Annotated in this window: 26 protein-coding genes; 19 read left to right on the top strand and 7 right to left on the bottom strand. The window is 69.1% G+C overall.

What is annotated here, in order from left to right; all coding sequences use genetic code 11:
* Positions 1–12 precede the first annotated feature (12 nt).
* On the bottom strand, positions 13–531 hold the full coding sequence (locus tag AC1VM9_RS08220) for a peptidylprolyl isomerase (protein WP_481342292.1): 519 nt from the start codon (positions 529–531) through the stop codon (positions 13–15).
* Between the two features lie 202 nt (positions 532–733).
* On the opposite strand from AC1VM9_RS08220, the gene AC1VM9_RS08215 reads away from it, so the two are divergent.
* From AC1VM9_RS08215 to AC1VM9_RS08160, 12 genes are all read left to right on the top strand, one after another.
* Positions 734–1,282 carry an antitoxin gene (locus AC1VM9_RS08215; RefSeq protein WP_481345344.1) on the top strand — a complete coding sequence of 183 codons (549 nt, stop codon included), beginning with the start codon at positions 734–736 and terminating at the stop codon, positions 1,280–1,282.
* A gap of 146 nt (positions 1,283–1,428) precedes the next feature.
* The gene (locus tag AC1VM9_RS08210) at positions 1,429–2,493 is read left to right on the top strand and encodes a hypothetical protein (protein ID WP_481342290.1); all 1,065 of its coding nucleotides are present in this window, start codon (positions 1,429–1,431) and stop codon (positions 2,491–2,493) included.
* A gap of 484 nt (positions 2,494–2,977) precedes the next feature.
* A complete protein-coding gene (locus AC1VM9_RS08205; protein WP_481345343.1) occupies positions 2,978–3,367 on the top strand; it encodes a hypothetical protein in 390 nt (129 codons plus the stop codon).
* The gene (locus tag AC1VM9_RS08200; RefSeq protein WP_481345342.1) at positions 3,364–5,712 is read left to right on the top strand and encodes a caspase, EACC1-associated type; all 2,349 of its coding nucleotides are present in this window, start codon (positions 3,364–3,366) and stop codon (positions 5,710–5,712) included. The genes AC1VM9_RS08205 and AC1VM9_RS08200 overlap by 4 nt, the downstream gene beginning before the upstream one ends.
* A 33-nt stretch (positions 5,713–5,745) precedes the next feature.
* On the top strand, positions 5,746–6,342 hold the full coding sequence (locus AC1VM9_RS08195; protein ID WP_481342287.1) for a sulfite oxidase-like oxidoreductase: 597 nt from the start codon (positions 5,746–5,748) through the stop codon (positions 6,340–6,342).
* 15 nt (positions 6,343–6,357) lie between these two features.
* Entirely contained in the window at positions 6,358–7,143 is a 786-nt protein-coding gene (locus AC1VM9_RS08190; protein ID WP_483122278.1) for an FAD-binding oxidoreductase, read from the top strand.
* Complete coding sequence (locus tag AC1VM9_RS08185) at positions 7,140–7,436, top strand: DUF6510 family protein (protein ID WP_481342285.1); 297 nt, start codon at positions 7,140–7,142, stop codon at positions 7,434–7,436. Before AC1VM9_RS08190 ends, AC1VM9_RS08185 begins: the two co-directional genes overlap by 4 nt.
* A gap of 276 nt (positions 7,437–7,712) precedes the next feature.
* Positions 7,713–8,027, top strand: a complete 315-nt coding sequence (locus AC1VM9_RS08180) for an ANTAR domain-containing protein (RefSeq protein ID WP_483122277.1) — start codon at positions 7,713–7,715, stop codon at positions 8,025–8,027.
* Between the two features lie 361 nt (positions 8,028–8,388).
* Positions 8,389–8,832 (top strand): hypothetical protein, encoded by a 444-nt coding sequence (locus AC1VM9_RS08175; RefSeq protein ID WP_483122275.1) that lies wholly within the window; start codon positions 8,389–8,391, stop codon positions 8,830–8,832.
* Positions 8,833–8,851: 19 nt separating this feature from the next.
* Positions 8,852–9,118: an ANTAR domain-containing protein gene (locus tag AC1VM9_RS08170; RefSeq protein ID WP_483122273.1), complete on the top strand. Its 267-nt coding sequence runs from the start codon at positions 8,852–8,854 to the stop codon at positions 9,116–9,118.
* Positions 9,119–9,155: 37 nt separating this feature from the next.
* Positions 9,156–9,932: a GAF and ANTAR domain-containing protein gene (locus AC1VM9_RS08165; protein ID WP_483122272.1), complete on the top strand. Its 777-nt coding sequence runs from the start codon at positions 9,156–9,158 to the stop codon at positions 9,930–9,932.
* The gene (locus AC1VM9_RS08160; protein ID WP_481342281.1) at positions 9,929–10,621 is read left to right on the top strand and encodes a GAF and ANTAR domain-containing protein; all 693 of its coding nucleotides are present in this window, start codon (positions 9,929–9,931) and stop codon (positions 10,619–10,621) included. Before AC1VM9_RS08165 ends, AC1VM9_RS08160 begins: the two co-directional genes overlap by 4 nt.
* 414 nt (positions 10,622–11,035) lie before the next feature.
* Here the strand turns inward: AC1VM9_RS08160 and AC1VM9_RS08155 are convergent, their stop codons facing one another.
* Both AC1VM9_RS08155 and AC1VM9_RS08150 read right to left on the bottom strand, forming a co-directional pair.
* Complete coding sequence (locus tag AC1VM9_RS08155; protein ID WP_483122270.1) at positions 11,036–11,674, bottom strand: hypothetical protein; 639 nt, start codon at positions 11,672–11,674, stop codon at positions 11,036–11,038.
* A 355-nt stretch (positions 11,675–12,029) separates the two neighbouring features.
* Complete coding sequence (locus AC1VM9_RS08150) at positions 12,030–13,190, bottom strand: DNA cytosine methyltransferase (protein WP_483122269.1); 1,161 nt, start codon at positions 13,188–13,190, stop codon at positions 12,030–12,032.
* A gap of 98 nt (positions 13,191–13,288) precedes the next feature.
* On the opposite strand from AC1VM9_RS08150, the gene AC1VM9_RS08145 reads away from it, so the two are divergent.
* The gene (locus AC1VM9_RS08145; RefSeq protein ID WP_483122267.1) at positions 13,289–14,509 is read left to right on the top strand and encodes a hypothetical protein; all 1,221 of its coding nucleotides are present in this window, start codon (positions 13,289–13,291) and stop codon (positions 14,507–14,509) included.
* Here the strand turns inward: AC1VM9_RS08145 and AC1VM9_RS08140 are convergent.
* From AC1VM9_RS08140 to AC1VM9_RS08125, 4 genes are all read right to left on the bottom strand, one after another.
* On the bottom strand, positions 14,499–14,930 hold the full coding sequence (locus AC1VM9_RS08140) for a very short patch repair endonuclease (protein WP_483122266.1): 432 nt from the start codon (positions 14,928–14,930) through the stop codon (positions 14,499–14,501). The two genes, AC1VM9_RS08145 and AC1VM9_RS08140, sit on opposite strands and share 11 nt — an antisense overlap.
* Before the next feature lie 236 nt (positions 14,931–15,166).
* Complete coding sequence (locus tag AC1VM9_RS08135; RefSeq protein WP_483122265.1) at positions 15,167–15,802, bottom strand: hypothetical protein; 636 nt, start codon at positions 15,800–15,802, stop codon at positions 15,167–15,169.
* 118 nt (positions 15,803–15,920) lie between these two features.
* Complete coding sequence (locus AC1VM9_RS08130) at positions 15,921–17,948, bottom strand: DUF262 domain-containing protein (protein ID WP_483122263.1); 2,028 nt, start codon at positions 17,946–17,948, stop codon at positions 15,921–15,923.
* Between the two features lie 86 nt (positions 17,949–18,034).
* Positions 18,035–18,484 carry an NUDIX hydrolase gene (locus AC1VM9_RS08125; RefSeq protein WP_483122262.1) on the bottom strand — a complete coding sequence of 150 codons (450 nt, stop codon included), beginning with the start codon at positions 18,482–18,484 and terminating at the stop codon, positions 18,035–18,037.
* A gap of 41 nt (positions 18,485–18,525) precedes the next feature.
* Between AC1VM9_RS08125 and AC1VM9_RS08120 the strand changes: the two genes are divergently transcribed.
* The 6 genes from AC1VM9_RS08120 (at position 18,526) to AC1VM9_RS08095 (ending at position 23,493) form a co-directional block, all read left to right on the top strand.
* Entirely contained in the window at positions 18,526–19,302 is a 777-nt protein-coding gene (locus tag AC1VM9_RS08120) for a GntR family transcriptional regulator (protein WP_483122260.1), read from the top strand.
* Between the two features lie 82 nt (positions 19,303–19,384).
* Positions 19,385–19,813, top strand: coding sequence for a plasmid replication, integration and excision activator (locus tag AC1VM9_RS08115; protein WP_483122258.1), 429 nt, complete (start codon positions 19,385–19,387; stop codon positions 19,811–19,813).
* Positions 19,813–20,931: an FtsK/SpoIIIE domain-containing protein gene (locus AC1VM9_RS08110; RefSeq protein WP_483123980.1), complete on the top strand. Its 1,119-nt coding sequence runs from the start codon at positions 19,813–19,815 to the stop codon at positions 20,929–20,931. Before AC1VM9_RS08115 ends, AC1VM9_RS08110 begins: the two co-directional genes overlap by 1 nt.
* Positions 20,919–21,515, top strand: a complete 597-nt coding sequence (locus AC1VM9_RS08105; protein WP_483122257.1) for a hypothetical protein — start codon at positions 20,919–20,921, stop codon at positions 21,513–21,515. Before AC1VM9_RS08110 ends, AC1VM9_RS08105 begins: the two co-directional genes overlap by 13 nt.
* A complete protein-coding gene (locus AC1VM9_RS08100) occupies positions 21,512–21,925 on the top strand; it encodes a WhiB family transcriptional regulator (RefSeq protein ID WP_483122255.1) in 414 nt (137 codons plus the stop codon). The genes AC1VM9_RS08105 and AC1VM9_RS08100 overlap by 4 nt, the downstream gene beginning before the upstream one ends.
* Positions 21,922–23,493, top strand: coding sequence for a replication initiator (locus AC1VM9_RS08095; protein WP_483122254.1), 1,572 nt, complete (start codon positions 21,922–21,924; stop codon positions 23,491–23,493). The genes AC1VM9_RS08100 and AC1VM9_RS08095 overlap by 4 nt, the downstream gene beginning before the upstream one ends.
* Positions 23,494–23,502 lie beyond the last annotated feature (9 nt).

The following is a 23,502-nucleotide window of genomic DNA, read 5'->3' as shown; positions in this document are numbered from 1 at the left end:
GTGGTGCTGCGCTCAGTCCTCGACCGTCACCGAGGTGATGACGACGTCCTCGAGCGGCTTGTCGTTCGGTCCGGTGGCGACGCTGCCGATCTTGTCGACGACGTCGCGCGAGGACTGGTCGGCGACCTCACCGAAGATCGTGTGCTTGCCCTGGAGCCAGGTGGTCGGGGCCGTCGTGATGAAGAACTGCGAGCCGTTGGTGCCCTTGCCCATGCGCTTGCCGGCGTTGGCCATGGCGAGGACGTAGGGCTTGGTGAAGTCCTTGTCGGGGCTGATCTCGTCGTCGAACGTGAAGCCCGGGCCGCCGAAGCCCTGACCCAGCGGGCAGCCGCCCTGGATCATGAAGTTCGGGATGATGCGGTGGAAGATGAGGCCGTCGTAGAACGGGGTGGGGTTCGTGCGACCCGCCTCGTCCTTGTACTCCTTCTCGCCCTTGGCGAGGCCGACGAAGTTCGCCACCGTCTTCGGGGCCTGGTGCTCGAAGAGGTCGACGACGATGTCGCCGTGGTTCGTGTGCAGGGTTGCCTTCATGGGCCCAATCCTCGCACGGCACGCCGTTGCGCCACCCGTGCGGCAGCGGTGGGACCGCTGTCGAAGCGGGGTACGTCCAGACCGGGACGGGGAACGCGTGGGCTGGACCCACCGTTGGCCGAGGAGAAAGGATCGGTGCGACGGGCCCGCACGTGCCGCGTCGGAACACCAGCCGCACGACGAGACGAAGGGCGGAGCAGCGATGTCGTTCCTGGACAAGCTGAAGAAGAAGGCCGAGGAGCTCGACCTCGAGACGAAGGCCCGGCACCTGCAGGAGGCCGCGGCGCAGGCCGCCAAGCAGGCGCAGCACAAGGCCGGCGAGTTCGCGACGGAGAACCGCGAGAAGATCGACGGCTACGTCGAGGCGGCGACCGCGAAGATCGACGAGAAGACGCACGGCAAGTACGCCGACCAGGTGGACAAGGTCCGCGCCGGCGTCGAGAAGGGCATCGACAAGGTGGCCCAGGCCGCGTCGCCCGACACGGCCGCCTCCGGCGCCACCGGTGCTGCGGCCGCCGACGGCGTGGCCGAGGCGGGACCGTTCCCCGCCGACCCGGCGGCACCGTCGGCACCGTCGGCGTCGGACGCCGGCGGCCCTGCGACGCCGGCCGCGCCGAGCCCCGCGGACCCCGCGGCCGCCGCCGTGCCGCCGGTGTCACCCGAGGCGACGGGTCCCGACGCTGGGACCGACGCCGGGACCGACGCCGGCACCGACGCCGGTCCGACGCGCCCGAGCGGGTCGACGAGCTGACTCGAGCGACCGACGAGCCGTCCGGGGCCGACGAGCCGGGCGGCCCGGCCTCGAACGCCCCTGCCCGGCGGTGGCCCGGGGCGCGCGTGCGGCCAGTGCCCGATGTTGGCAGGATGGGTAAGGACGAGAGGACTTTAGGAGGACGTATGTTCCGCACCAACCAGTCCCGCGCCGCCGCGGCCGACCTCGGGTCGGCCGCCGGGGACCAGCTCGAGACCATCAAGGAGAGTGCTGCCGTGGCCGCCGCCCAGGCGTCCAAGGCCGCTCGCGTGCAGGCCGAGCACGCGGCGCAGCTGGCGCGCCTGCGGCTCGACGCCGCCCGCGAGGCGGCGACCCCGGCTGTCCAGGAGGCTGCCGAGGCCGCGCGTGAGAAGCTCGCCGAGGCCGCCGTGACGGCTCGCGAGGTCGCCGGTGAGGCCCTGCACGACGCCGCCGACCGAGCGCGCCCCAAGATCGAGCACGCGCAGGACACCCTCGTGGACACCGTGCTGCCGAAGGTCGGCGCCGCCATCGCCACGGCGGCCGCGGCCCTGGCGGCCGGCGCCGAGCAGGCCCGCGAGGCCGCCCAGCCGCACCTCGAGCAGGCAGCGGCCCAGGCGCGCGAGACCGCGGCGGTCGGCAGCCACCGCGCCCAGGACGCCTATGCCGTGCTCAAGGGTGAGGCCGTCGTCAAGAAGAAGAGCGGTCGGGGCAAGTGGCTCATCGCCATCGGCCTCGCGGCGGCCGGTGTCGCCGCCGTCGCCGCCTACCGAAAGCAGAAGCAGGCCGACGACCCCTGGGCGACGCCCCTCGACGGGCACGCCGCTCACGCCGGCGGCTCGTTCAAGGAGAAGGCGGCCACGCAGGTCGAGCACGCCAAGGGCGCGGTCTCCGAGGTGGCGAGCAAGGCCAAGGAGAAGGGCGCCGAGCTCGCGGACGCGGCCAAGGACAAGGCCGGTGGCCTCGCCGCCAAGGGCCAGTCCGCGATCGCCGACGCCAAGGACCGCTCCGACGAGGCGGTCGCCGACGCCGCGGCCACCGGTGCGGAGGACCCGCTGAGCGGCACGTCGGCCGCCGAAGGCCAGGTCAGCGACGCGGACCAGGGCCCGGGTGCCGACGCCATCAGCGACGACGCGCTCGAGGGCGGCGCCATCAACGGCGCCTCGACGAAGACCTCCCCGCGCGGGTCGGCCAGCCCCGCGGAGTCCAAGGAGGAGACCGGGCAGGCCTGAGCCCCCGGCAGCACAGAGAAGGACCCGGATGCCGATGGCATCCGGGTCCTTCTCTGCTTGAGCTGGCTCGCACCGACAGGGGGACAGTGCGAGCCAGCACATGCAGAAGGGCTGGGCGCGGTTCGTGCGGGCCCAACCCTTCGCTGTCGCCCAGTCTAGACCCGGACCGGGGGTACGCGCGAGAGGCTGGCTGAAGTTTCTATTACGTCCCCGATGTCGGGTCCGTCCCATGTGTGCACGCGGTTCGCCGCCCCTGCGACGGTGCTCCTGCCGGCACCTGCCCGGTGAACTGCTGCTCCACCGAGCATGTCACCACCGCGTCCCGCGCGCCAGAGAAACCCGCTGTGGATTCGCCGTCGCAGCGGAAGTGCCGGCGGGGGTGTCCGTTCCGTCCCGACCGGTGGCGGTGCGGTGTCCGACAAGACCTGTATCGCGGGGGTGCCACGCGCGTACTGTTCTGGAAACGGCACTGCGAGGTGGCCACATGGGCGCGACGATCGTTCTGGCGTTGTCCGAGTCGGGAGCCGATGGGCTGCGCCTCGACACCCTGCACCGGCAGCTGCGGTCCGAGCTCGCCGGGCTCGACGAGATGGAGGCCCTGCCCCCGGGACCGGCGGTGCTGGACCCGGGCTCCCGAGCCATCGATGCCGCGACCGTCAGCGCGCTCGCCGTCGCGGTCTTCGGCTCGGGGGGCCTCACGGCGCTCGTCGCGTCCCTGCGCGGGTGGCTCGGCCGCGGCGCCGGCGACGCCCGCTCGGTGCGCATCGAGGTCGGCGGGGACGTGTTCGAGCTGAGCGACGCCTCGCAGGAGCAGCAGGACCGGCTGCTCGAGCTCTTCCTCCGGCACGTCGAGGGCACGGAGGCCCCGGCGTGACCGGGCGGCGCCGCGCCCTCGTCGTGGCGACCGACACCTACGACCACGCCGCCTTGGGCCAGCTGCGGTCGGCGGCGGCCGACGCGGTGGCGCTCAGCGAGGTGCTGGGCGATCCCGAGGTCGGCGGCTTCGAGGTCGACGTCGTGCAGAACGCGGCCTCGCACGAGGTCCAGGCCCACATCGAGGACCTCTTCGCCGACAGCGGGCCCGAGGACCTGGTTCTGCTTCACTTCTCCGGGCACGGTCTCAAGAGCGACTCCGGTGAGCTGTTCATCGCGGCGCGCAACACGCGCCCGGACCGGCTCGCGTCGTCCTCGGTGCCCGCCGACTTCGTGCAGCGGTGCATGCGGGGCTCGCGGGCGCACAGCATCGTGCTGTTCCTCGACTGCTGCTACGGCGGCGCGTTCGGCGAGGGCGTCACCGTGCGCGCCGCGGGACCGGTCAACGTCATGGATGCCTTCCCCGCGGGGCGTCTCGGCGGCGGCCGTGGCCGCGCGGTCATCAGCGCCTCGAGCGCCATCGAGTACGCGTTCGAGGGCACGACGCTGACCGCGGAGCACGAGGTGCCGCCGTCGGTCTTCACGTCGGCCGTCGTGCACGGCCTGCGGACCGGCGACGCGGACCGCGACGAGGACGGGCTCGTGTCGCTCGACGAGCTGTACGACTACGTCTTCGACCGCGTCCGCGAGGCGAACCCCAAGCAGACCCCGGGTCGCGACATCGAGATGTCGGGTGAGATCTACGTGGCGCGCAGTCGCCGCCGACGCGTCAAGGCGGTGCCGCTGCCCGACGCGCTCGCCACCGCGCTGCGCAACCCCGACCCCACGTACCGGCGCGGCGCCGTGCTCGACCTGCGCGACCGGCTGGGCCACCCCGACCTCGGGGTCGCCCTCGGTGCACTCGAGGCGCTGCGGGCCGTCGCCGCCGGTGACGTGCGCGCGGTCTCCGACGACGCGCTGGCCGCCATCGAGGCGGCCGGGCCCGTGGTGTCGCCGGCGTCGCTCGACTTCGGCGAGCTCGACGCCGATGCAGCCGTCGACGTCGAGCGGACGCTCCAGCTGGGCGGCCCACCTCTCGCGCGCTCGGTGGAGGTCGCGGCGGACCCGCCCCTGTCGGCCGAGGTGGACGGCGACCGCATCGTGGTGACGCTGTCGCCCACCGGTCGTGCGTTCAGCGGGGTCCTCGTCGTGACCGCGCCGACCGGGTCGACCCGCGTCACCGTCACCGCCTCGGTGGCAGGGGACCTCGCCGACGCGGGGGCGACGGTGGCCGGGACCCACGCGATCGGCGCCGTCGCGGGGGTAGGACAAGGCGTCCACACCGGTGAGGGCCGGCCGTCGCCTGCCCCGCCGGGGGCGACGTCGCCGGCTCAGGCGGAGGGCGACGCGCTGTCGGGTGCCCGGCGGCTCGTGCCGGTGCCCACCACGCCGGCGCCCACCGAGTCGGGGGCACCCACCACGCCGACGCCCACTATGCCGGCGCCCCCCGCGGGTGTCGCCGCGTCCGCAGAACCGGCGGCGCCCGTGGCAGACGCCGGCTCGGCGGAGGCCGCCCGGCTCGCGCGGGTGCGCGCCGTGCTCGGGTGGCTGTCCATCGCGTCGGGGCTGCTCGTCGTCGTCGGCGGTCTCTTCCTGCCGTGGGGCGCGGACGACTCCGCCGCCAACCCTGGGAATGACTTCGTCGTCCAGGTCGGGTGCTACTTGGTGCTGACCGTCGCGGCCGGAGTGGGGCTGCTGGCCCGACGTGCGTCACCGGCCGTCGGGCTCGCGCTGGTCCTGCCCACCACGGCCCTCGGGGGTCTGCACGTGCTCGGCGCGATAGGCCTGCTCCGGGACGGCACCACGTCGGCCCCGGGCCCGGGTTGGTGGACGAGCTTCCTCGGCGCCCTGTGCATGGCCGTGGTCGCCCTCGTGGCGCTCGGCTCGCCGCCGCTGCGATCGCATTTGGTCCGGGCTGGCGTCCGGTGGTCGGACCCCGCGGTCGTGGCCGTCCTCGTCGGCACGACGGTCGGCGTACTCGTGCTGCTCGACTACGCCGTCTCTCTCCAGGACTCCGGCGCCGCCACCTACTGGGTGGCGTGGTTCGCGGTGTGGGGCTTCGCCTCGGCGGCGCTCGTCGCCATCGGCCTACCCCTGGGGCCCCTTCCCGCCGGTCGGGCCTGGCTGACCGCCGCGGGCATCGCCCTGCTCGACCGGCCCCTGGCGTCGTGGATCTACGCGACGAACCACAGCAACGACGCCAGGTACCTGCCGCTCGGAGTCGTGGCTGCCGTGGTCGTCCTGCTCGCTGCCCCTCTCGTCGGACGCGGGGCAAGGGCTTCCCGCCCCGCGTCGTCCGCGCCATGATGTCCTCTCGTCGTCCTGTCGAAGGGAGGAACCGTGGGCATCGTGACCCCGGGGTTTCGTGGGCGCGGTCGACCGGCCGTCGACCTGCCGCCGGGCCAGCACCTCACCGATGACTTCCCGGTGCTGCAGGCGGGCCCGACGCCGCACGTCGACCTCGCCGAGTGGTCCTTCACGGTGACGACCGAGGCCGGGCAGCGGCACGAGTGGTCGTGGAGCGACCTCATGGAGATGCCGCAGGAGACGCCGACGGTCGACATCCACTGCGTCACCACGTGGTCGAAGCTCGGCACCTCGTGGCGCGGCGTGGCGTTGGACGCCTTGCTCGAGGACGTCGAGACCGCAGCCGACTTCGCCCTCGTCCGCTCCTACGGCGGCTACACGACCAACCTGCCGCTCGAGGACCTTCTCGACGGACAGGCGTGGGTGGTGCACGAGTACGAGGGAGAGCCCCTGGAGCCGTGGCACGGCGGACCCGCACGTCTGCTCGTGCCACACCTGTACTTCTGGAAGTCGGCCAAGTGGGTCACCGGCATCGACCTCCTCCTCGAGGACGAGCGGGGGTTCTGGGAGCAGCTCGGCTACCACGAGTACGGCGACCCGTGGCGCGAGCAGCGCTACGCCGGCGACTGAGGGAGCGCGTCCGCAATGGCTCGCGTGAACTGGCAGGTCGCCTACCTCGTGTCGCGCAAGGACGAGACGCCCGATGCCGTGACCCTCGTGCTCGGTGTGCCCGAGTGGCGGGGACACCTGCCCGGGCAGCACGTCGACGTCCGGCTCACCGCCCCGGACGGCTACACCGCGCAACGGTCCTACTCGCTCGCCGCCCCGGACCACGGGGCCCAGGTCGAGCTCACGGTCCAGGTGCTCGCCGAGGGGGAGGTGTCGCCGTTCCTCGGCCGCGAGCTCACGGTGGGGGACCCCGTCGACGTGCGCGGGCCGGTCGGTGGCTGGTTCGTCTGGCGCCCCGACGTCGACGGGTCCGCCGGCTCGGACCGAGCGCAGGCCGCTGGGGCCGGCTCGGGCGGGCCGGTGCTGTTGCTCGGTGGTGGCGCGGGCGTCGTGCCGCTCATGGCCATGGTGCGGGCCCGGCACGAGTCCGGCAGCCGGGTGCCGATGCACCTCGTGTACTCGGTACGGACTCCCGCAGACGTCATCTATGCCGATGAGCTCGAGCGACGCGCGCGGCTCGACGACGGGCTCATGGTGAGCATCGTCCACACGCGGTCTGCCCCCGAGGCGGATCCGCGCGGCGCCCAGCGGGTGACCCCAGAGGAGCTGGCGCGCTGGGCACCGGTCGGCACCGGTCTGCGGACGTACGTGTGCGGACCGACGGCCTTCGTCGACGCCGTGTCGGACGCGCTCGTCCAGCTGGGCCACGACGAACACACGATCAGGACCGAGCGGTTCGGTCCGGGTGGAGGGCTGACATGACCGATCCCGTGGGTCGACGCGGCGAGGACGACGTGCTGGACGGCAACGCCCTGGCCGGGCGGCTCGGTGAGGTGTTCGGCGTCGACGTGACGAGCGCCTGGGTGCTCTGCGTCGGGTGCACCCGCGAGCAGCGCGTGGCCGAGCTCGTCCTCTACGAGACCGGCATGGGCTCGACCGCCCGCTGCCGTGGGTGCGGGGCGGTCGTGCTGCGCGTCGCCGTGATCCGCGACGAGGTCGTGCTCGACCTGCGCGGTACCCGAGTGCTGCGTGTGTCCGTCCCGTCGGCGGACTGACGCGGGGCTCGCGCATCCGTCCGCCGTGTACGCGGCCTTCGCCGACGACGCGATCCGACGCCGGTGGATGCGGACGCCAGCGCGGCGGCGTCCGGCTGCGGCTCGACGCCGTGGCCCTCGCGTTCCGCTGACCTGGCACGTCACGGCGTCGTTTCCCTGTCTGCGCGGTTCGCCGGTGGCCGCGGGAAGCGGTCCATAATGGCGGAGTAGGTCAGGAACCCGCCGCACGGCGTCGATCACATCCGGAGGGGACCGATGGGAGGGCCGGGAGGCCTGTTGGGGAGGATCAGGCAGCAGGACGATGCGGACCGGCTCGCCGAGCAGGTCGGCGCGTTGCAGGACAAGGTGGACAACGTCGAGCTTGCGTTGGAGCACAGCCGAGACATCGGTGTCGCGATCGGGATCATCATGGCCACGGAGAGGCTGGCCCGCGACGACGCCTTCGGGATGCTGCGCACGGTCAGTCAGCACCAGAACCGCAAGCTTTTCCTGGTCGCCGCCGAGGTGATCGAGACCGGGACGTTGCCGACGCTCGAGAAGCCGCAGGGTGAGGGATGGCCCGCCGGTTGCTCCGGGGCAACCCCTCCGTGACCGGCGGCAAGGGGGGCAGGGCCAAGCGCGTGCGGGCCGGCGTGTACCCGGGTCCGTGCGCCTCGGTGCACGGACCGTGAGGAGGTCCATACTGGAGTCGGGTGTGGAACCCGGCAGCCGGCCGTGGTGACGCCCGGGGATCCTCCGACGAGAGGCCAGTCATGAGTCGTGAGAGCCGTCCTTCGCACGGTGGCTCGCCCACGGCGCCGGGTACGGGACGTGACCAGGGTCGCGATGGCACCCCGGCCGACCGGCGCGGAACGGGGTCGTCGGGTGCCCTCGACGTGTCGTCTCTCGGGCTGACGGGGGGGTCGGTCCGACCGCGCGGGCGCGGGAGGCTTCGTCGGAGGGTCGGTCCCCGATGCCGAGTACCCTCGAAGACCTTCGGCGGCTGGCGGTCTCGTTCGACGAGCTGGGCGTCCGGTTGAGCAGGGACGGCGATCGGGCGCCGTTCGAGGCGATCACGCAGGTCGCGATCGAGCGGGTGAGCGACGCGGTCGGCGCCAGCATCACGATCATGCGGCGGGAACGTTTCGCGACTGCGGCCGCCACCGACGATCGCATCCGACGTGCGGACGCGATCCAGTACGAGCTCGGCTCCGGGCCCTGCATCGACGCGATCGTCGAGGAGACGGCCTACCGCCCGCGCGACCTGCGGACCGACGACCGGTGGCCGGAGTACGGCAAGAGGCTGGCCCAGGAAGCTCGGTCTGCGCAGCATGCTGTCCTACCGCATGCGGCTCCAGACCGAGGGTGTCGTAGCCGGTTTGAACCTGTATGCCGAGCGGCCCGACTCGTTCACTGACCGTGACACAGTGATCGGCATGCTCCTGGCCACGCACGGCGCCCAAGCCGCCTCGGCGGCGCTGAACCGACGCCGCGCTGAGGACCTCGAGCGCGGCCTGCGCACCCACGGCCGTATCGGCATGGCGATGGGCATCCTCATGGCACGGCACAAGGTGACCGACAAGCAGGCGCTCGATCTGCTCCGCATCGCGAGCCAGAACAGCAACCGGAAGGTTGCGGACGTCGCGGAGGACGTCATCGACACCGGTGTTCTCGACGTCACCGTCGCCAGGCGTCGACCGTGACCCGGGACAGCGAGGCGCGCGGGAACGTGGAGACGGCATGAGGGACAAGGCCTCGGTGCTGACGGAGCTGGCGAAGGCGGTCGCCGTCCAGCAGAGACACGCGTCGCTTCCTGAACAACTCTGTCGTGCCGCCGTGTCCATCCTGGGAGCGCGCGGTGCCTCCCTCACCATCGCGTACACGGCGCCGCATCGAGTGACGTTGTGCTCCACCGACGACGAGGCGGCCCGACTCGAGGACCTGCAGGACGTCCTCGGGCAGGGGCCCGGCCCGACGGCATACCGCACCGGTCGCCAGATCCGCGCGATCATCGGGGACCGGGGAGAATCGGTGGACGCGCGGTGGGCCCAACTGGATGAAGCCGTCCGCGAGGCCTTCGGCGCCCTGTCGATCACCGCCATCCCGGTCCACCCGGACGGCGACGTCCTCGGTGTGCTGACCTGTCACCAGCCGGCCGACTCCATGCCTCGGCTCGAGGAGGACACTGCACAGTTTCTCGCCGATGCGATCGGCGTGGCGATCCTCAAGGATCCCGACGCGCTGGCCACCGACCTCAGCGGGCCCTGGGCCAGCCGCGCGCAGATCCACCAGGCCACCGGCATGGTCGTCTCCCAGCTGCGGATCAGCCCGGACGAGGCGTTGGCCCTGTTGCGGGCACACGCGTTCGCCCACAGCTGGCCGCTGGCCCGTGTCGCCGCCTCGGTCGTCGCCAGGGACCTCGACTTCAGCGCGCCGGACCCGGACACCGACCCCACCAGGCGAGGCGCGGCGCCACCGGACACCACCCAGACCAGCGACGGGACCGACCAGCCATGACACTCACCCCGATCGAAGCCCTGGCGCGGGCCACCTCGGCGCTCGTGTCCCGGCACGACGTGCTGGACGTGATCACCACCCTGCTGGGCGACGTCCAAGAAGCCATGGGCGCCGCCGCTGTCGGCATGCTCGTGTCCACCCCGTCGGGCGGCCTCGACGTCCTGGCAGCCACCTCCCACCACGCCCTGGACCTCGAGCTGTACCAGGCGCAGGAACGACACGGCCCGTGCGCCGAGGCCCTGACGGGCAATGCGGCGGTGCTGCAGGATGACGGCTCGGACCTCGCCGACCGCTGGCCCGACCTCGCGGCCAGGATCCACGCGGCCGGCTACCGTGCCGTCCAAGCCCACCCGCTGCGCTGGCACGGGCTGGCGGTCGGGGCCATCAACATCTTCCACCACAAGGCGAGCCTCACCAGCGATGACGCCACGCTCGGACAGGCGTTCGCAGACATCGCGACCCTCGTGCTCATCACCCCGCACGACCTCGGCATGGCCGAGGTCACCGCCCTGACCGAAGCCGCCCTGGCCGGACGCACCGTCATCGAACAGGCCAAGGGGGTCCTGGCCCACCAGAACACGGTGACCGTCGAGCAGGCCTACACGATGCTGCTCGAGCTCGCCCGAACCGAAGGAGCCAGCCTCACCGACACCGCGACGACCATCATCCGCCGGGCGCACGACGGCTGACGCGAGCCCTCGCCCGACCGTTCGAGCGAAGCGGGTCACGGCACCGCCCTCGGCTACGGAGGTGAAGGAGCCGCGTCCCCACATCGGGAGGGCCTGCGCCCTGTGGTGGAGCCAAGGGGACTCGAACCCCTAACCCCCTGCTTGCAAAGGCCATTCGGGCGGCTCCGTCGGGTCGTGCGCAAGGTGGCGACGGTCCACTGGTGTCTGTGGTTGGCAGCGTTCATCACCGGGCGTCGTCAGGCAGGTTGTCAGGCGGGTAGGGAGAGCCACCGAACCCATAGCGGAGCAGGACAGCGCGCCGGAGTGGCCGGGTCAGGGGTGGCCGGAGGCCATCGCGTAGCGACGCGTAGCGCCCTTGATGCGGTCCGGAGGCGCGCGGACAGTGGAGCGTCGGGTCGGTGGCGGAGCAGACGGCTACTCGTTCGCGTCGTCGACGGGCTCCCCGGCGTCCGTGAGGTCGACGTATTCCAGGCCGTACTTCTGACGTGCGTAGGCCGTGAGGGCCCTACTGGCGCTGCCCAGGGCCGAATTCGCTTGGTTGATGCGCGTCTCCTGGCCGGGCAGCTTCGTGGTGAACTGCATCTGAAGCGTGCGACCGACCTTACGGATGCCGCGCAAGGGCTCATCGGTGTGGGCGTCGAACACGTTGGCGGCGGCGAGAGCCAGGGCATTTGTCAGTTGAACCGTCTTCGGGTCCCCGGTCAGCCAGACCTTGCCAGAAGCTCGAGCAAGTGCCTGGTCAGCGCCCACAAGGCGGTCGAATGCGGCATCTACGTCGAGTGGAACCATGTGTCCCCGACGTCTTTGCCACTTTGCTCCCTGCGACTGGATGAGCTTCACGGTCATACGAAAGCCGTTGGCCCTGTGGGCAAGAAGGCGGACCGCCGCCAGAAGTTCGAGGATCGCTTCCTGCTCGTTCTTGCGTTCCGAGGCCGCAGCTTCAGTCGTCGCCCTGGCGTTGCGGTCGGCTGCCGCGTTCCATCGAGTGATGAGCCCGCCGAGTGAGACGCCGACTAGTCCCACACCGGCGATGATGAGTTCGGTCCATGGCATGGGCGCAGCGTATGGGTCTGTGCCGACATCGCACTTGGGCGCGGGGTGCGGTGGGGTGCGCGTAGGCGCGCCAGCGCCGGAGCGCGGGGTCCCCATCGCGGGGCCCCGCGCTCTTCCGCGCCGGAGGCGCGTTTAAGCCAGTACAGAAACTCCTCACGACCTATCAACTCATTTGAGCGCCAACCTCACCACCGATTGCGAGGCCAGTCGCGCGGTCGGGCATTGCTCGTACCGGAGCATGAGCATCTCGGGGTCTAGCTGCGCGGTGTGGCGCTATCCGCAAAGCGCAGGAAGCGTGGTCTCAACGAATGCTTTCGTGACCGGATCCTGGGCGGGTCGGCGCTTGTGCGTTCGGTCAGCCGAGCGCGCGCAGTTGCGATGCCGAACTGTTCTGGAGATAGCCCAGCTGGGTCATGAGCGCGCGAACCACGGCTTTGCCGAGTTCCAGCGGGACGGCATTGCCGAGCTGGCGTTGCACGTCGGCACGCGTCCCCTCGATCTTGAAGTCGTCCGGGAACGACATAAGGCGCAGCATCTCCTTGACGCGGAGCCGCCGGGCACGCTCCTCACCGGAGCCAGTGGGCACGTTCTCCCAGTGGAACGGGCCAACCCACGGTCCGGGCTGCGCCTGCAGAGTAGTGGAGGGCCGGTTCGGATCCAGTCGGAGCAGGAAGGTCCAGTAGCGGCTACGCCACTCGAAGTGGTTGCGCCCGCCGTACCGGTCGGTGTGCCAGAGGTAGTTCTGGCCGGGCGGGATCTCCGCCGCGAGCTGGCCGTAGTTCCCGTCCACGATCTCATCTGCGGAAGCCTGAACGAGCTTGGGAAGACCCTGGAACGCTTGCGAGGCGGTGACATGCGGGAGCTTGCTGGTGTCGAAGGTGCGCGTGTGCTCGCTCCAGCCGGAGTGGGTTGGCTCAGGAAACTCGTACCTCTCGCCGTCACGCCGTCCGACGACGAAGACGCGGCGGCGAAGCTGCGGGACGCCGTAATCAGCGGCGAGCAGAACCTTCCATTGCGGGTTGTAGCCCAGGTCACCGAGACCCTTGAGCAGTCGCTCGAACTGCTCCTTATGGGTCTTGTAGGTCAAACCCTGCACGTTCTCCAGGATGAACGCTTCAGGCCGGGAGTCGCGCACCACGCGTACGTACTCATCCAAGAGCGAAGCGTTGGGATCGCGGCTCTCCCGCTTCTGCTCCAGCCAGAATCCGGACTTGCTGAACGGTGTGCACGGAGGGCCGCCGACGACGAGGACCGGCTCTTTGGCTCGCAGGCCGGCGGCGGCGAGGATATCCCTCGTCGGCACCTCGCGGATGTCGCCGGTGAGTGTCCTCGTGTCGTCGAAGTTGGCCTTGAGGGTCTGAAGGGCCGACTCGCTGAAGTCGGTGGCGACCGACACACGCAGAAGTCCGCTTCCGGGGTCGGCAGACGCCAAGGGCTCTGCGTCTGCCCGCTCGACGGCTAGATCCAGCCCTCCTGCTCCGGAGAAGAGGCTCACCACCGGGAGCTGCTCGACCATCTGCCACCTCGAATCTTCATGCCTGCACGGGCTCGTCGCCGGAAGGTCCGGCGTGTCTGACCAGTATCGTCGGGGCGAGTCTGTCAGCATCCACCGACATGCCCAGCACCGTCGGGTGCGATGTCGGGTTGGGAAGGAGACCAGTGGTTGACGAGCTGCTCGCTGGTCGTGCCTTTGGAGAGGTCTACAGAGTGCAGGGCCGAGCGGATCTGCGGGACTTCCTTGTCCACGCGGTGGAGGCCTCCGGTGGCCGTGTGCTCTATGCCAGCGATCCTGGACGCGCCCCGGTATACCTCGGGGTTCAGGTGAACTCGGAAGAGCGCGTGGGAATGCTGGTATACCCCTTCCGGATCACCCGCAACACCATCAGGAACCGCCCTGACGATGAGGTCCGCGGCCAGCTCCGCTACGGCTCAGAGGAGAGCTGGGAGCGTGAGCACCCGCTGGGGCGCGACGTTGCCGGCGTGGACGTGACGATGATCATCGGGGTCGACATCGACGCTGGGGTGCTGCTCGGGCTGGACTCGAATCTGTGGGACCCGCTCCCAATGGGCATCTCGTTCTACGCAAAGGAAGCCGCTATCCAAGCGGCCAAGCGCACTGGTTGGCATGTCTGGGAGAAGGTGAATCGCGCCGGCACCAGGCGTTCGGCGGCGCGCTCTCCAACGAACCTGGAGACCGTGGTCGCGTTCACGCCCGACCACATTCTCGATTACGCGCGGCTCGAGCGACGCGCGACGTCTTTGCGACTGGATCCCGCGTTGCGTTACTCCGCCGCAGTTGGCCTTGTAGCGCTTAAGCCCATCGAGTTGTCGAGCCGGCACGTGCTCGAAGAGCAGTTTGCCCTAACGAGCGAGCAGATCCTGGACATCATCGGGGGCCGCAACCGCCTGTCCGTAGCTGTGCGCGGCGGCGTGGCTGAGTACCACCTGGAGCAGCAGCTGAGCGGCGCGCCTGGAATCGCCTCTGTGAAGCGGCTCGATGTGGACGCTATGCACGATTTTGACGTCGTACTGACCGACGGCACGTTCCTGCGGGTTGAGTGCAAGAACGCCAGCCCAAAGACCTCCGCCGGTGGAGCGTTCAAGGTGGAGGTTCAGAAGACACGCTCCTCCAAGGGAGACCCTGCATCTCGCTTCTATGTAGTCGACGGGTTCGATGTCGTCGCGGCATGCCTCTTCTCGCCGACCGGGCGATGGGAGTTCCGCTTCGGCCGCACCACGGACATGGCCCGGCATAGAGCGTTCCCGGACCGGCTAGCGCCTGTCCAGCTCATCACACAGGCCTGGACTACCAGCCTCCCGGCGCTCAAGCGTTGACCGATTCGCGCCGTTCCCGCACGGCCTGAGCGATCCGCTCCGCGACGGATGCTGGAGCCTCGTGCTCCCAGAATCGCAACACTAGCCATCCGCGGGCCTGCAGTAGCGAGGTCGTTTCCAGGTCGCGTGCCTGGTTGCCGCGGATCTTCGTGGTCCAGTAGGCGTGGTTCGTCGCCGGCCTGGTGAAGTGCTGCGGACAGCCGTGCCAGTAGCAACCGTCGATGAACACCGCGATGTGCGCTCGAGTAAACAGCAGATCCGCCGTACGACGCAGGTCAGGCTCGGGTCGGGCGTTGACGCGATAGCGCAGCCCAGCCGAGTGCACAATCCGGCGCACGGCAAGCTCGGCCTTGGTGTCGCGCCCGCGGTTGCCCTGCATGGTCCTGCGCGTTGCATCGTTGCAGGCCCACGGCACGTACATGGTTCAAGGCTACGGCCTACTCACGAGTCCGCCGCCTTGGTCTGGTTCGGTTCCGGCCGGGGAGGAGGTCGGCGGTGCGCTGAAAGGACTACGGACACACGCCGCTGCCACTGTTTCCTAGGCGAACTGCCGAACTCGGGTGAGACTGATCCGTCAGGCACCGGTTTTATCAGACGAATCTCGCGTCTATCGCCATGGCCGATCAGGGACGACTCCTGCAAGGAGGCATATGTCCGTCAGCGCAGCTGAGATAGACGAGTGAATATCAGATGTAGGGAGGGCCACCAGGGCTTGAGCGCCACCGAAAGCCGTGAGCGGAGCACGCCTTGAGGGTCTGTGCTTTCCAAACAAAGAACGAAGATTGGCGACGTGGGGTCAGCCGCCGGTCCTTGGCACAGGAATACTGCGTAACTTCTCGACGGCATCTTCAGCTGGGCACTGCGTCCTTCGGGGAGGGCGAGGCGGCATTGGTCGATCTCGTAGCTCTTCGGCGCTCTGGACCGATCTGGCAGGTCGCTGGCCTCAGCCTCTGCACGCTCGAAGGCTCGGTTCAATAGACCTTCCCCGAGCGGGATTGATTGTCGTCCGCTTTCACGATAGGCGGCGCTCGCGCTGTAGCGGGCGATTCGGTGCCAATCGTTTTCTCTGTGTTCGTAGACCGAGGCGCGGAGCGTGTTTGGCTCGCCTTCACACATGATGGTGATGGCGTTGAGTGCCTCTATGACGGTCCTCTCAATGCCACTGCGCGAGCGTTCCAGCTCGCCTTTAGCTTCGTCCCGCTCTTGAATGGACGCGGTCAAGCGTCCCTCGAGTCGTTCCTTATCGTCGGCCTTCCTGCCCTCAATTCGTATTGCGGTGGCAGCAGATATCACGCCAGTAACAAACAGTATCAAGGACCATGGAGCCGGCGGCGCGGTGAAGACAGCAAGGGACACACCTGATATCAGGGTGCAGATCTGTACGGACCGTCGTCTAAGTTGCTGCAGCACGTCAGAGATCAGACTGTTCGAGGTTCTGGGCGTCCTCCTCTTCGGCGAGTCTCCCTAGGTCTTCCGCAGCGAAATGACGCGTCAGGAAACTCTGCTCGCCAAGGGTTTCGGCCTTGTCGCCCGGCGAGCCAAGCACTCGCACTCGAGACTCTTGGGGCCAGCCGGCCACTATCTGACGCACATCACCTTCAGTACGCGACCAAAATTCCGCTAGATCTTGAACTGTAGTGTAACCGTCTTCCGAGAGAAGAAGGATGATGTCGTCGGACGGGCCCTTATCCTCCACCTCTGGTGTAGCCGTGCGGATGGGCCCTGGCCAGATCTTTATCACTAAGTCAGAAAGTTGGACCGAGCGTTCCCGTATGGCGTCGACAGTCCAGTCAGACCTTTCGAAAATCCCTCTGTTGACAAGTAGCCCACTTTTCTTGAGAGCATCGCGAGTGGCGCTGAAAGGCGACTTTTGGGTGTTGAGAGGTCGGTCGATCAAAGCCACGTTCCCAATCGTCGTGACCACTCGCTCGCGCTCGGACCGGGCGATGTCGGTCGTCGGGGGAGATGGCAACGGCCAGTCGGGGCTCCCGTTCAAAGGCATGACGGTGCGGAGCTCGTGCCGCACGCGCTCTGGCTCCGCGTTACCTGGCTGTCCCTGCTGAGCGTTCAGGTAGTCCTCCATGCGGTCGAAAACAAAGAGTCGCTGGTTTGGCTGACCGGAGTAGACGAACGGACGGGATTCGACGGCTTGGCGTACCGTGGAGTCATCGGGCCAAAGTCTCGTTTTCGCGGACAGTGAACGATAGAGCCAGTCCTCAACTGAATCGTCGCCAGGCATGGTTCCGGTGAGAGCAGAGAAGATTCGGTTGAGATTGTTTGTTGGCACGCCAACCAGCATTCGACGGACTAGAAATGATTCGATGAAGAGGAGGCAGCTGCTCAAATCCTCATCGCTGAGGCGTCCCTCTGCGTTGGCGATTAGAAGCTGAAGGCCCAATGGGTAGTAGGTGTCAGTGCCCCAACGGTCCAACGATTCGAGTCGCCAGCGGACAAGGTCACGTTCCTCTTCCGATGGCTCGGTCAGCTTTAAGTACTCTCTGCTGTCATCGTTCAGCTTGCGCAGGACGCCCTCAACGTCCGCCTCGGACGGTTCGCCGTCGTCCTCGAGCCGCCGCTGCATTGTGGCGAATACCGTTTTTCGCGAGACGCGTGGGTCGTGCGACACCAGAGAGGCCCAGAAGAACTTGTCCATAGAACTCTCTCCCAATCTGAGTTCCATGTCGCGCCACACTTCTTGATATAGCTCTTCACCTCGGGTCGGGAGGAGCATGAAGAAGTGGTTCCGCAGTAGGTCGATCTGCTTTAGGGAGATCCCACTTGAATTCAGCGTCTGGAATACCCGGTGGATGTTGTCGCCTCGCTCAGTGCGTATCTCAACTAGGCTAAGCCTGGACAGCATGACGTTCGTCAAACGTTCCAAGTCCAAGAGGTCGCCCGCGGAATCCACTCCGCGTGCCTCCCGACGAAAGAAGCGGTAGGCCTCGCCAATTCGGCCGCGCGGCTTTCCCGGTGTTTCGCTCACCGTTGACGCGTAGTCGTCCCGGTCTTCTTGAGTCGGAAGGACTCGGAACTTCGTTTCTGGAGTGGGCTTGAGAATCGAATTCGTCAGGTAGGCCTTAGTGAAGTCATCTTCGATCCAGCGTCGCACAGACGTATCCTCGGCGCGCTCCCACCGCAGGTCCCTTAGTACTGACAAGAGCACGCTGGTGGTAATCAGTCGTTGCTGGCCGTCCACTACCAAGATGCGAGGCGGCACGCTGTCAGGCGCCGGGCTCAAGACGAAACTGCCGATGAAGTGGTTCACAGCCGGCTGGTTGGTCTCCTGCTCGGCGGCCTCGAACTCATATTGTTCAAGAATGTTGTTCCAAAGGGCACGCCATTGTGGCCGACCCCAACTGTATCGACGCTGAAATAGCGGGATCGCGAACACCTTAGACCCCTCGAGAAGTTCTCGAAGTGTGCTATTGAATGCGCGCAATTGGTGCTCCCCAAGTCTGGATGGCCGCTTGGGGGCACCCTACGCTAGTGGATGCCATGGTTGGTGTCATGCGAGCGGGCGAGGACCTACTGCAGGCGGCGGCCGTCGTGCGCTCGGATGTGGACGCCCGCCGCGGGTCTCTCTAGGGCGTCGAGCACACGGATTGCATACGCTTCCGCCAAGAGGTTGGGAATCTGGGCGACGCTGCGCCATGCAATTTCCGTTGCTTCCTCCGAGGACGAGGCTGGTTCGCTCCGGATCGCGCAACGGAATACCAGGGCGATGATGCCTCGCTCCATGTTCTTGTAGATGCCGGTTAGGGGGCCCACGTCCACATGGGCGTCGGTTTCCTCGCGGACTTCCCGTCGAAGGCCGTCTTCGATCGGCTCGTCGAGTTCCAACACGCCGCCTGGCGGTTCCCAGTTGCCGTTGTCGCGCCGTTTGATGAGCAAGACGTTCTCGCCGCTGTCGTCGAAGATTGCGGCGGCAACGCTGACCGAGTGTCGCGGGCCCTCAGTCATCTTGTGCGGGCTCATCTGCCACAGTGTAGGTACTACAGACGTCTGGAGGAGTAGCCATGCTGAATCTCGTCGAGGTGGACAAGGCCTCCGACACACCTGCCTTCAAACAGATCGCCACGGCTCTGCGCGAAGCAATCGCCGCCGGCCGGATCGCTCCTGGCGACAGGATCCCTTCTGAAACCCAGTTGAGGGAGCACTTCGGCGTCGCGCGCATGACGGTCCGCCAAGCGTTGGGGGAGTTGAGCGCCGAAGGTCTCCTCGTGGCCGAGCACGGTCGCGGTGTCTTCGTGCGGGAACGTCCAGTTGTGCGCCGTGTGGCGTCGGACCGGTTCGCTCGCCGGCATCGAGATGCTGGGCAGGCCGCGTTCATTGCGGAAGCCGAGGGGGTCGGTGTTCCTTCCGTCGACGAGATCGAGGTCGGCAGCGAACTTGCCTCGAGCGACGTGCGAGAAGCGCTCTCTCTACCTGCTCGCGGTCGTGTGATCGCTCGTCGACGTCGCTACCTGATGGATGGCCAGCCAGTGGAGCTGGCGTCTTCGTATGTCCCTGCATCGATCGCGAAGGGAACACTGATCGAGGAGTCCGACACCGGCCCAGGTGGCATCTACGCGCGCATCGAGGAGGCGGGCCACGCGCTGGCTGAGTTCTCCGAGGAGGTGGCTGCTCGGATGCCATCGCCAGAGGAGCGACGCCGGCTGCGTCTGCCCGCCGGGACGCCGGTCCTTACGGTGAGGCGGATCGCCTTTGACAGCAACGGTTTGCCCGTCGAACTCACGGACACCGTCAAGGCGGCCCCGAGCTACGTCTTGGAGTACCGGTTTCCGGCCAACTGACGCCATCGCCTTGCCACTTGTCTAGATGAGTGCTCTACTTGTCGCGGAGCAACTGCTCTAGACGACTGGATAAGGAGCAATCATGGCAATGCAGAAGCGGTTCAAGGTCGGGTTCGGCGACGTGTTCCCCAACGGGGCCTTCCTCAAGGGCTCGGTGGAGCCGGTGCTCGACTTCAACGCGGAGAAGCGCCCGGACGGGTCGCGGCCGCAGCAGGTCGACCCGGAGACGGGTCTGCTGGTCTGGTCGGTCACGGTCCTGGACGCGGACGAGGAGGCCAGCAAGCGAGAGACCGCGGTGACGGTCAAGTTCTTCGCGAAGGTCCAGCCCGTGCCGCCGGAGAACAAGACGCCGTTCCCGTGGACGCCGGTCGAGTTCACCGGGCTGACGGCGCTGCCGTGGATCGAGGAGACCTCGATGGGTCGGGGCCGGATCTCGTGGTCGTTCCGCGCCGAGTCGATGGTGGCCCCCGGCCAGTCCGGCCAGCAGGGTCAGGCGAAGGGCGCGGCGTGATGCTCGCCGCGCGGATGGGCCGGGCTGCCCTGGTGTGGGTGGCCCGGCACCGGCGTTGGTCGATCCGATGGCTGCTGCTCGCGGCCGCGCTCGTCCTGCTCCTGCCTGACCTACGGGTCGGCGGGCTCCCCGCCTGGGCCCTCGCACTCGGACTCTGGCTGGCCCCGGCTGTCGTGGGCGCGGTGTGGGGCGTGCTGTCCCCGGGCTCGTTCGAGCGGGGGTGCGCGGGACCGCTGCGCCGTCTCGGCTGGGTGGTCTGGGCTCGCCGCCGCTGGGCCGACGTCTCCCGCGCCGTCGGGCTGTCTGTCAAGTCGGACACGACCCGGCGCCGCTGGTGGCTCGGACGGGACCGCGGCTCGGTGCTCGGCGTCTCGCAGACCGCCCGGGTCGTGTCGTGGACCGACGCGCGGCTCTGCTCCGCGACCGCGACCGGGCAGGTGCTTACCCTGACGGTGCGGGCCCGCCCGGGCGGCTCCTCGTCCGATGTCACGGCCCGCGCTGAGGCGGTAGCGGCGATGGCCGGGGCCCGCTCGGTCACCGCCCGGGCGCTGTCCCCCTCGACCGTCGAGCTCGTCCTCGTCATGCGAGAGGTGCTCGCCGGGACCCGCCCCTCGTCGCCGGTCCCGGACCCGTCCGGCGCCGTCGTGCTCGGCCGGACCGAGAACGGCACCGACGTGCGGGCGTCGGTGTTCGAGCCGTGGCACATGGCCGTCCAGGGTGCGACCCGCTCCGGCAAGTCGGCGCTCTGCTACGGCCTGCTCGGGGCCCTTGCGTCGCGCCCCGACGTGCTCGTCTGCGGGCTGGACCCGTCCGGGATCCTGCTGTCCCCGTTCACCCAAGGCCGGGGCCGTGCGTGGATCGCGACCGGCACCGCCGACCTGCCCCGGCACGCCGATGCCGTGGCCGGGGTCGTCGCCGAGATGGACCGCCGCATCCGCCTACTCGCCTCGCGCGGGCTGGACAAGATCACCGACTTCGGGCCGGACCTGCCGGTCCTGCTGGTCGTCCTCGAGGAGTACCCGGCCTGCTCGCGGCCGCCCGCACCGACGACGACGCCACCGGCCGGGCCTCGGGGAGCAAGATCGCCCCAAGCATCGAGCGCGCCGTGGGCCGGCTGACGAAGGAGGGCGCCAAGGTCGGCGTCGTGCTGCTCGTCCTGGCCCAGCGCATGTCCGCCAAGGCCGTGGACACCGACGACCGGTCCAACTACGGGCTGCGGGTGACGCTGCGGGTCGACAACGGCGACGCCGTCACGATGCTGCACGACGGCGTGGACCGGTCGATGATCGAGGAGGTCCGTCAGTTCCCGCCCGGGATGGGCCTCATTGAAGCGCCTGGACGGCCGGTGACCCGGTGGCGCGCCGACTACACCACCTACCCGGAGTACCTGTCCCGGGTCGCGCACGGCATCGCCGCCACCAACGACCCCGGCGCGTTCACCGCCTACCTCGCCGACACGACCGCTGACACGTTCGCCGCCGTTCCCGCCGACGTGGCTGCCTCGAAGGCCGACGTCGACTTCGCCGCACCAGAGCCTGAGCGGGTCGAGCCAGTGCAGCTGCACCGTCCAACCCGGGCCCCGCGTAAGCCCCGAACACCTCGGGGGCCCCGGTCGCCTCGCGGCTCCACGCCCCGTCCGTCGTCTGCCTCATCCGGTTCGACGTCGGGGTCGGCGTCTGCTGGTGGGGGTGAGGTCGCATGACCGCGCTGTCTCGGTCGGCTCGCTGGGCCGCCCTGGAGTCCGTGTGGTGCGAGGCTGCTGCCGCGTCGGCTCGTCGGCCGCTCGGTGGCGTGGCGTGGCAGTCGCTGGGCTCGTGTGGCGCCCGGACCGACCTGCCATGGGTGGCCGAGCCCGAGGACGTCGGGCCTTGGGATGCCGAGTCCATGCGCTCGGTGTGCCGGTCCTGCCCCGTCCTCGCCGACTGCGCCGCGTATGTCGCGGAAGCGGACGTGTGCGCTGGCTGGTGGGGTGGCACGAACCGGGACCCGCACTACCTCGAACCGGCTCGGCCGGGCTGGGTCCCCGTCCGCACCCGTGTGGCGTCACGGGTGGACGCGCAACAGGGTCTGCTACCGCTGCCGTTCGCGTCTGCCGGCGGTGGCGCTGCGTGAGCCCCTCAACCGACAGCGCACTGTCTCTGGGCCCGGGCTCGTTCCCCGGGTTCGGGGAGGACGCACCGCTGGACCTGCACGGCCTCACCGACACTGGGGCGGCTGCCCTGGTGCGCCGCTTCCGGGACCGGACCATGGGCGCGTTCGCCGACGCCGCCGCCTCGGTGAACTACTGCACCCGGCCCATCCAGTTGGCCGGGTCGAGCCAGACCGTCGACACCCGGACCGGCGAAGTCCTGACCTCGTACTCCTCCACTCATGCGCCGCTCGGCGTGACGCTCGTGCCATGCGGCAACCGCCGGGCCTCGGTCTGCCCGGCATGCTCTCGCACGTACGCCCGCGACACGTTCGAGCTGCTCCGTGCCGGTGCGGTCGGAGGCAAGACCGTCCCCGTCTCGGTGGCGGCGAACCCGATGCTGTTCGTGACGCTCACCGCCCCGTCGTTCGGGCACGTGCACCGCGCCGCCAAGCCCGGACAGGCCTCGGTCCGGTGCCGACCCCGCGACAAGGCGAGGGTGTGCGAGCACGGTCGCCCGATCGGGTGCATGGCCGTGCACGACGCGACCGACTCCATGATGGGGCAGCCGGTCTGCGCGGACTGCTACGACTACGAAGGGCACGTCGTGTGGCAGTGGTGGGCGCCGGAGTTGTGGCGCCGGTTCACCATCGACCTGCGCCGCCGGATCGCCCGCGCCCTCGGCGTGGCTGAGTCGCGGTGCAAGGACCACGCCAGCATCCAGTACGCCAAGGTGGGCGAGTATCAGTCCCGCGGCCTGATCCACTTCCACGGCCTCGTCCGCCTCGACGGCCCCAAGACGCCGGAGGGGTTCACCGCCGCGCCGGAGTCGCTGTCTGTGCACGTCCTGGCCTCGCTCGTGGAGGAGGCCGTCGCTGCCGTCTCGTTCACCGCTCCCAGCCCGGCCCCCGGCTCGCGTGAGCGGGTGCTGCGGTTCGGCGCACAGCTCGACGTCCGGGTGGTCCGCGACAGCCAGCGCCCCGACGACGACACCGACCCCTCCGGCCTCACCTCGGAGCACGTGGAGCGGGTCGCCGGGTACCTCGCGAAGTACGCCACCAAAGCCGCCTCCGACACGACCGGCGAAGGCCGCGACAACGCCCACTACGTGCGGCTGCGGTTCGAGTGCCGACGCTTGGCCACCCACGCGAGGAACCGGACCCGTGCCGCCCGTCAGGCTGGCGACTTCGACCTCGTCGACCCGTACGCGTTGCTCGGCAAGTGGGTCCACATGCTCGGCTTCCGGGGCCACTTCTCGTCCAAGTCACGCCGCTACTCCGTGACCCTCGGCAGGCTGCGCCGAGTACGCCGTCGCTGGCAGGCCCTCGCGGCCGAGTCCGCCCGCACCGGGGAGCCGATCGACACCGCGGACCTCGAGCGCCGGCTACTGGCCGACGAGGAGGACGAGACCACCCTCGTGGTCGGCGCCTGGTCGTACCTCGGCACCGGCTGGCAGAACGCCGGTGATGCCGCCCTGGCCAACGCCGCCGCTGGCCGCCCCCGCGAGTACGCCCAGCACCGCGCCGCACGGAAGCACCACCAAAACCACTGAGAACAAAGG

It is taken from the genome of Monashia sp. HAY1-11D, assembly GCF_056868035.1.
Note: the sequence above shows the minus strand (reverse complement) of the source record. Positions and strands in the feature narration are given on the sequence as shown.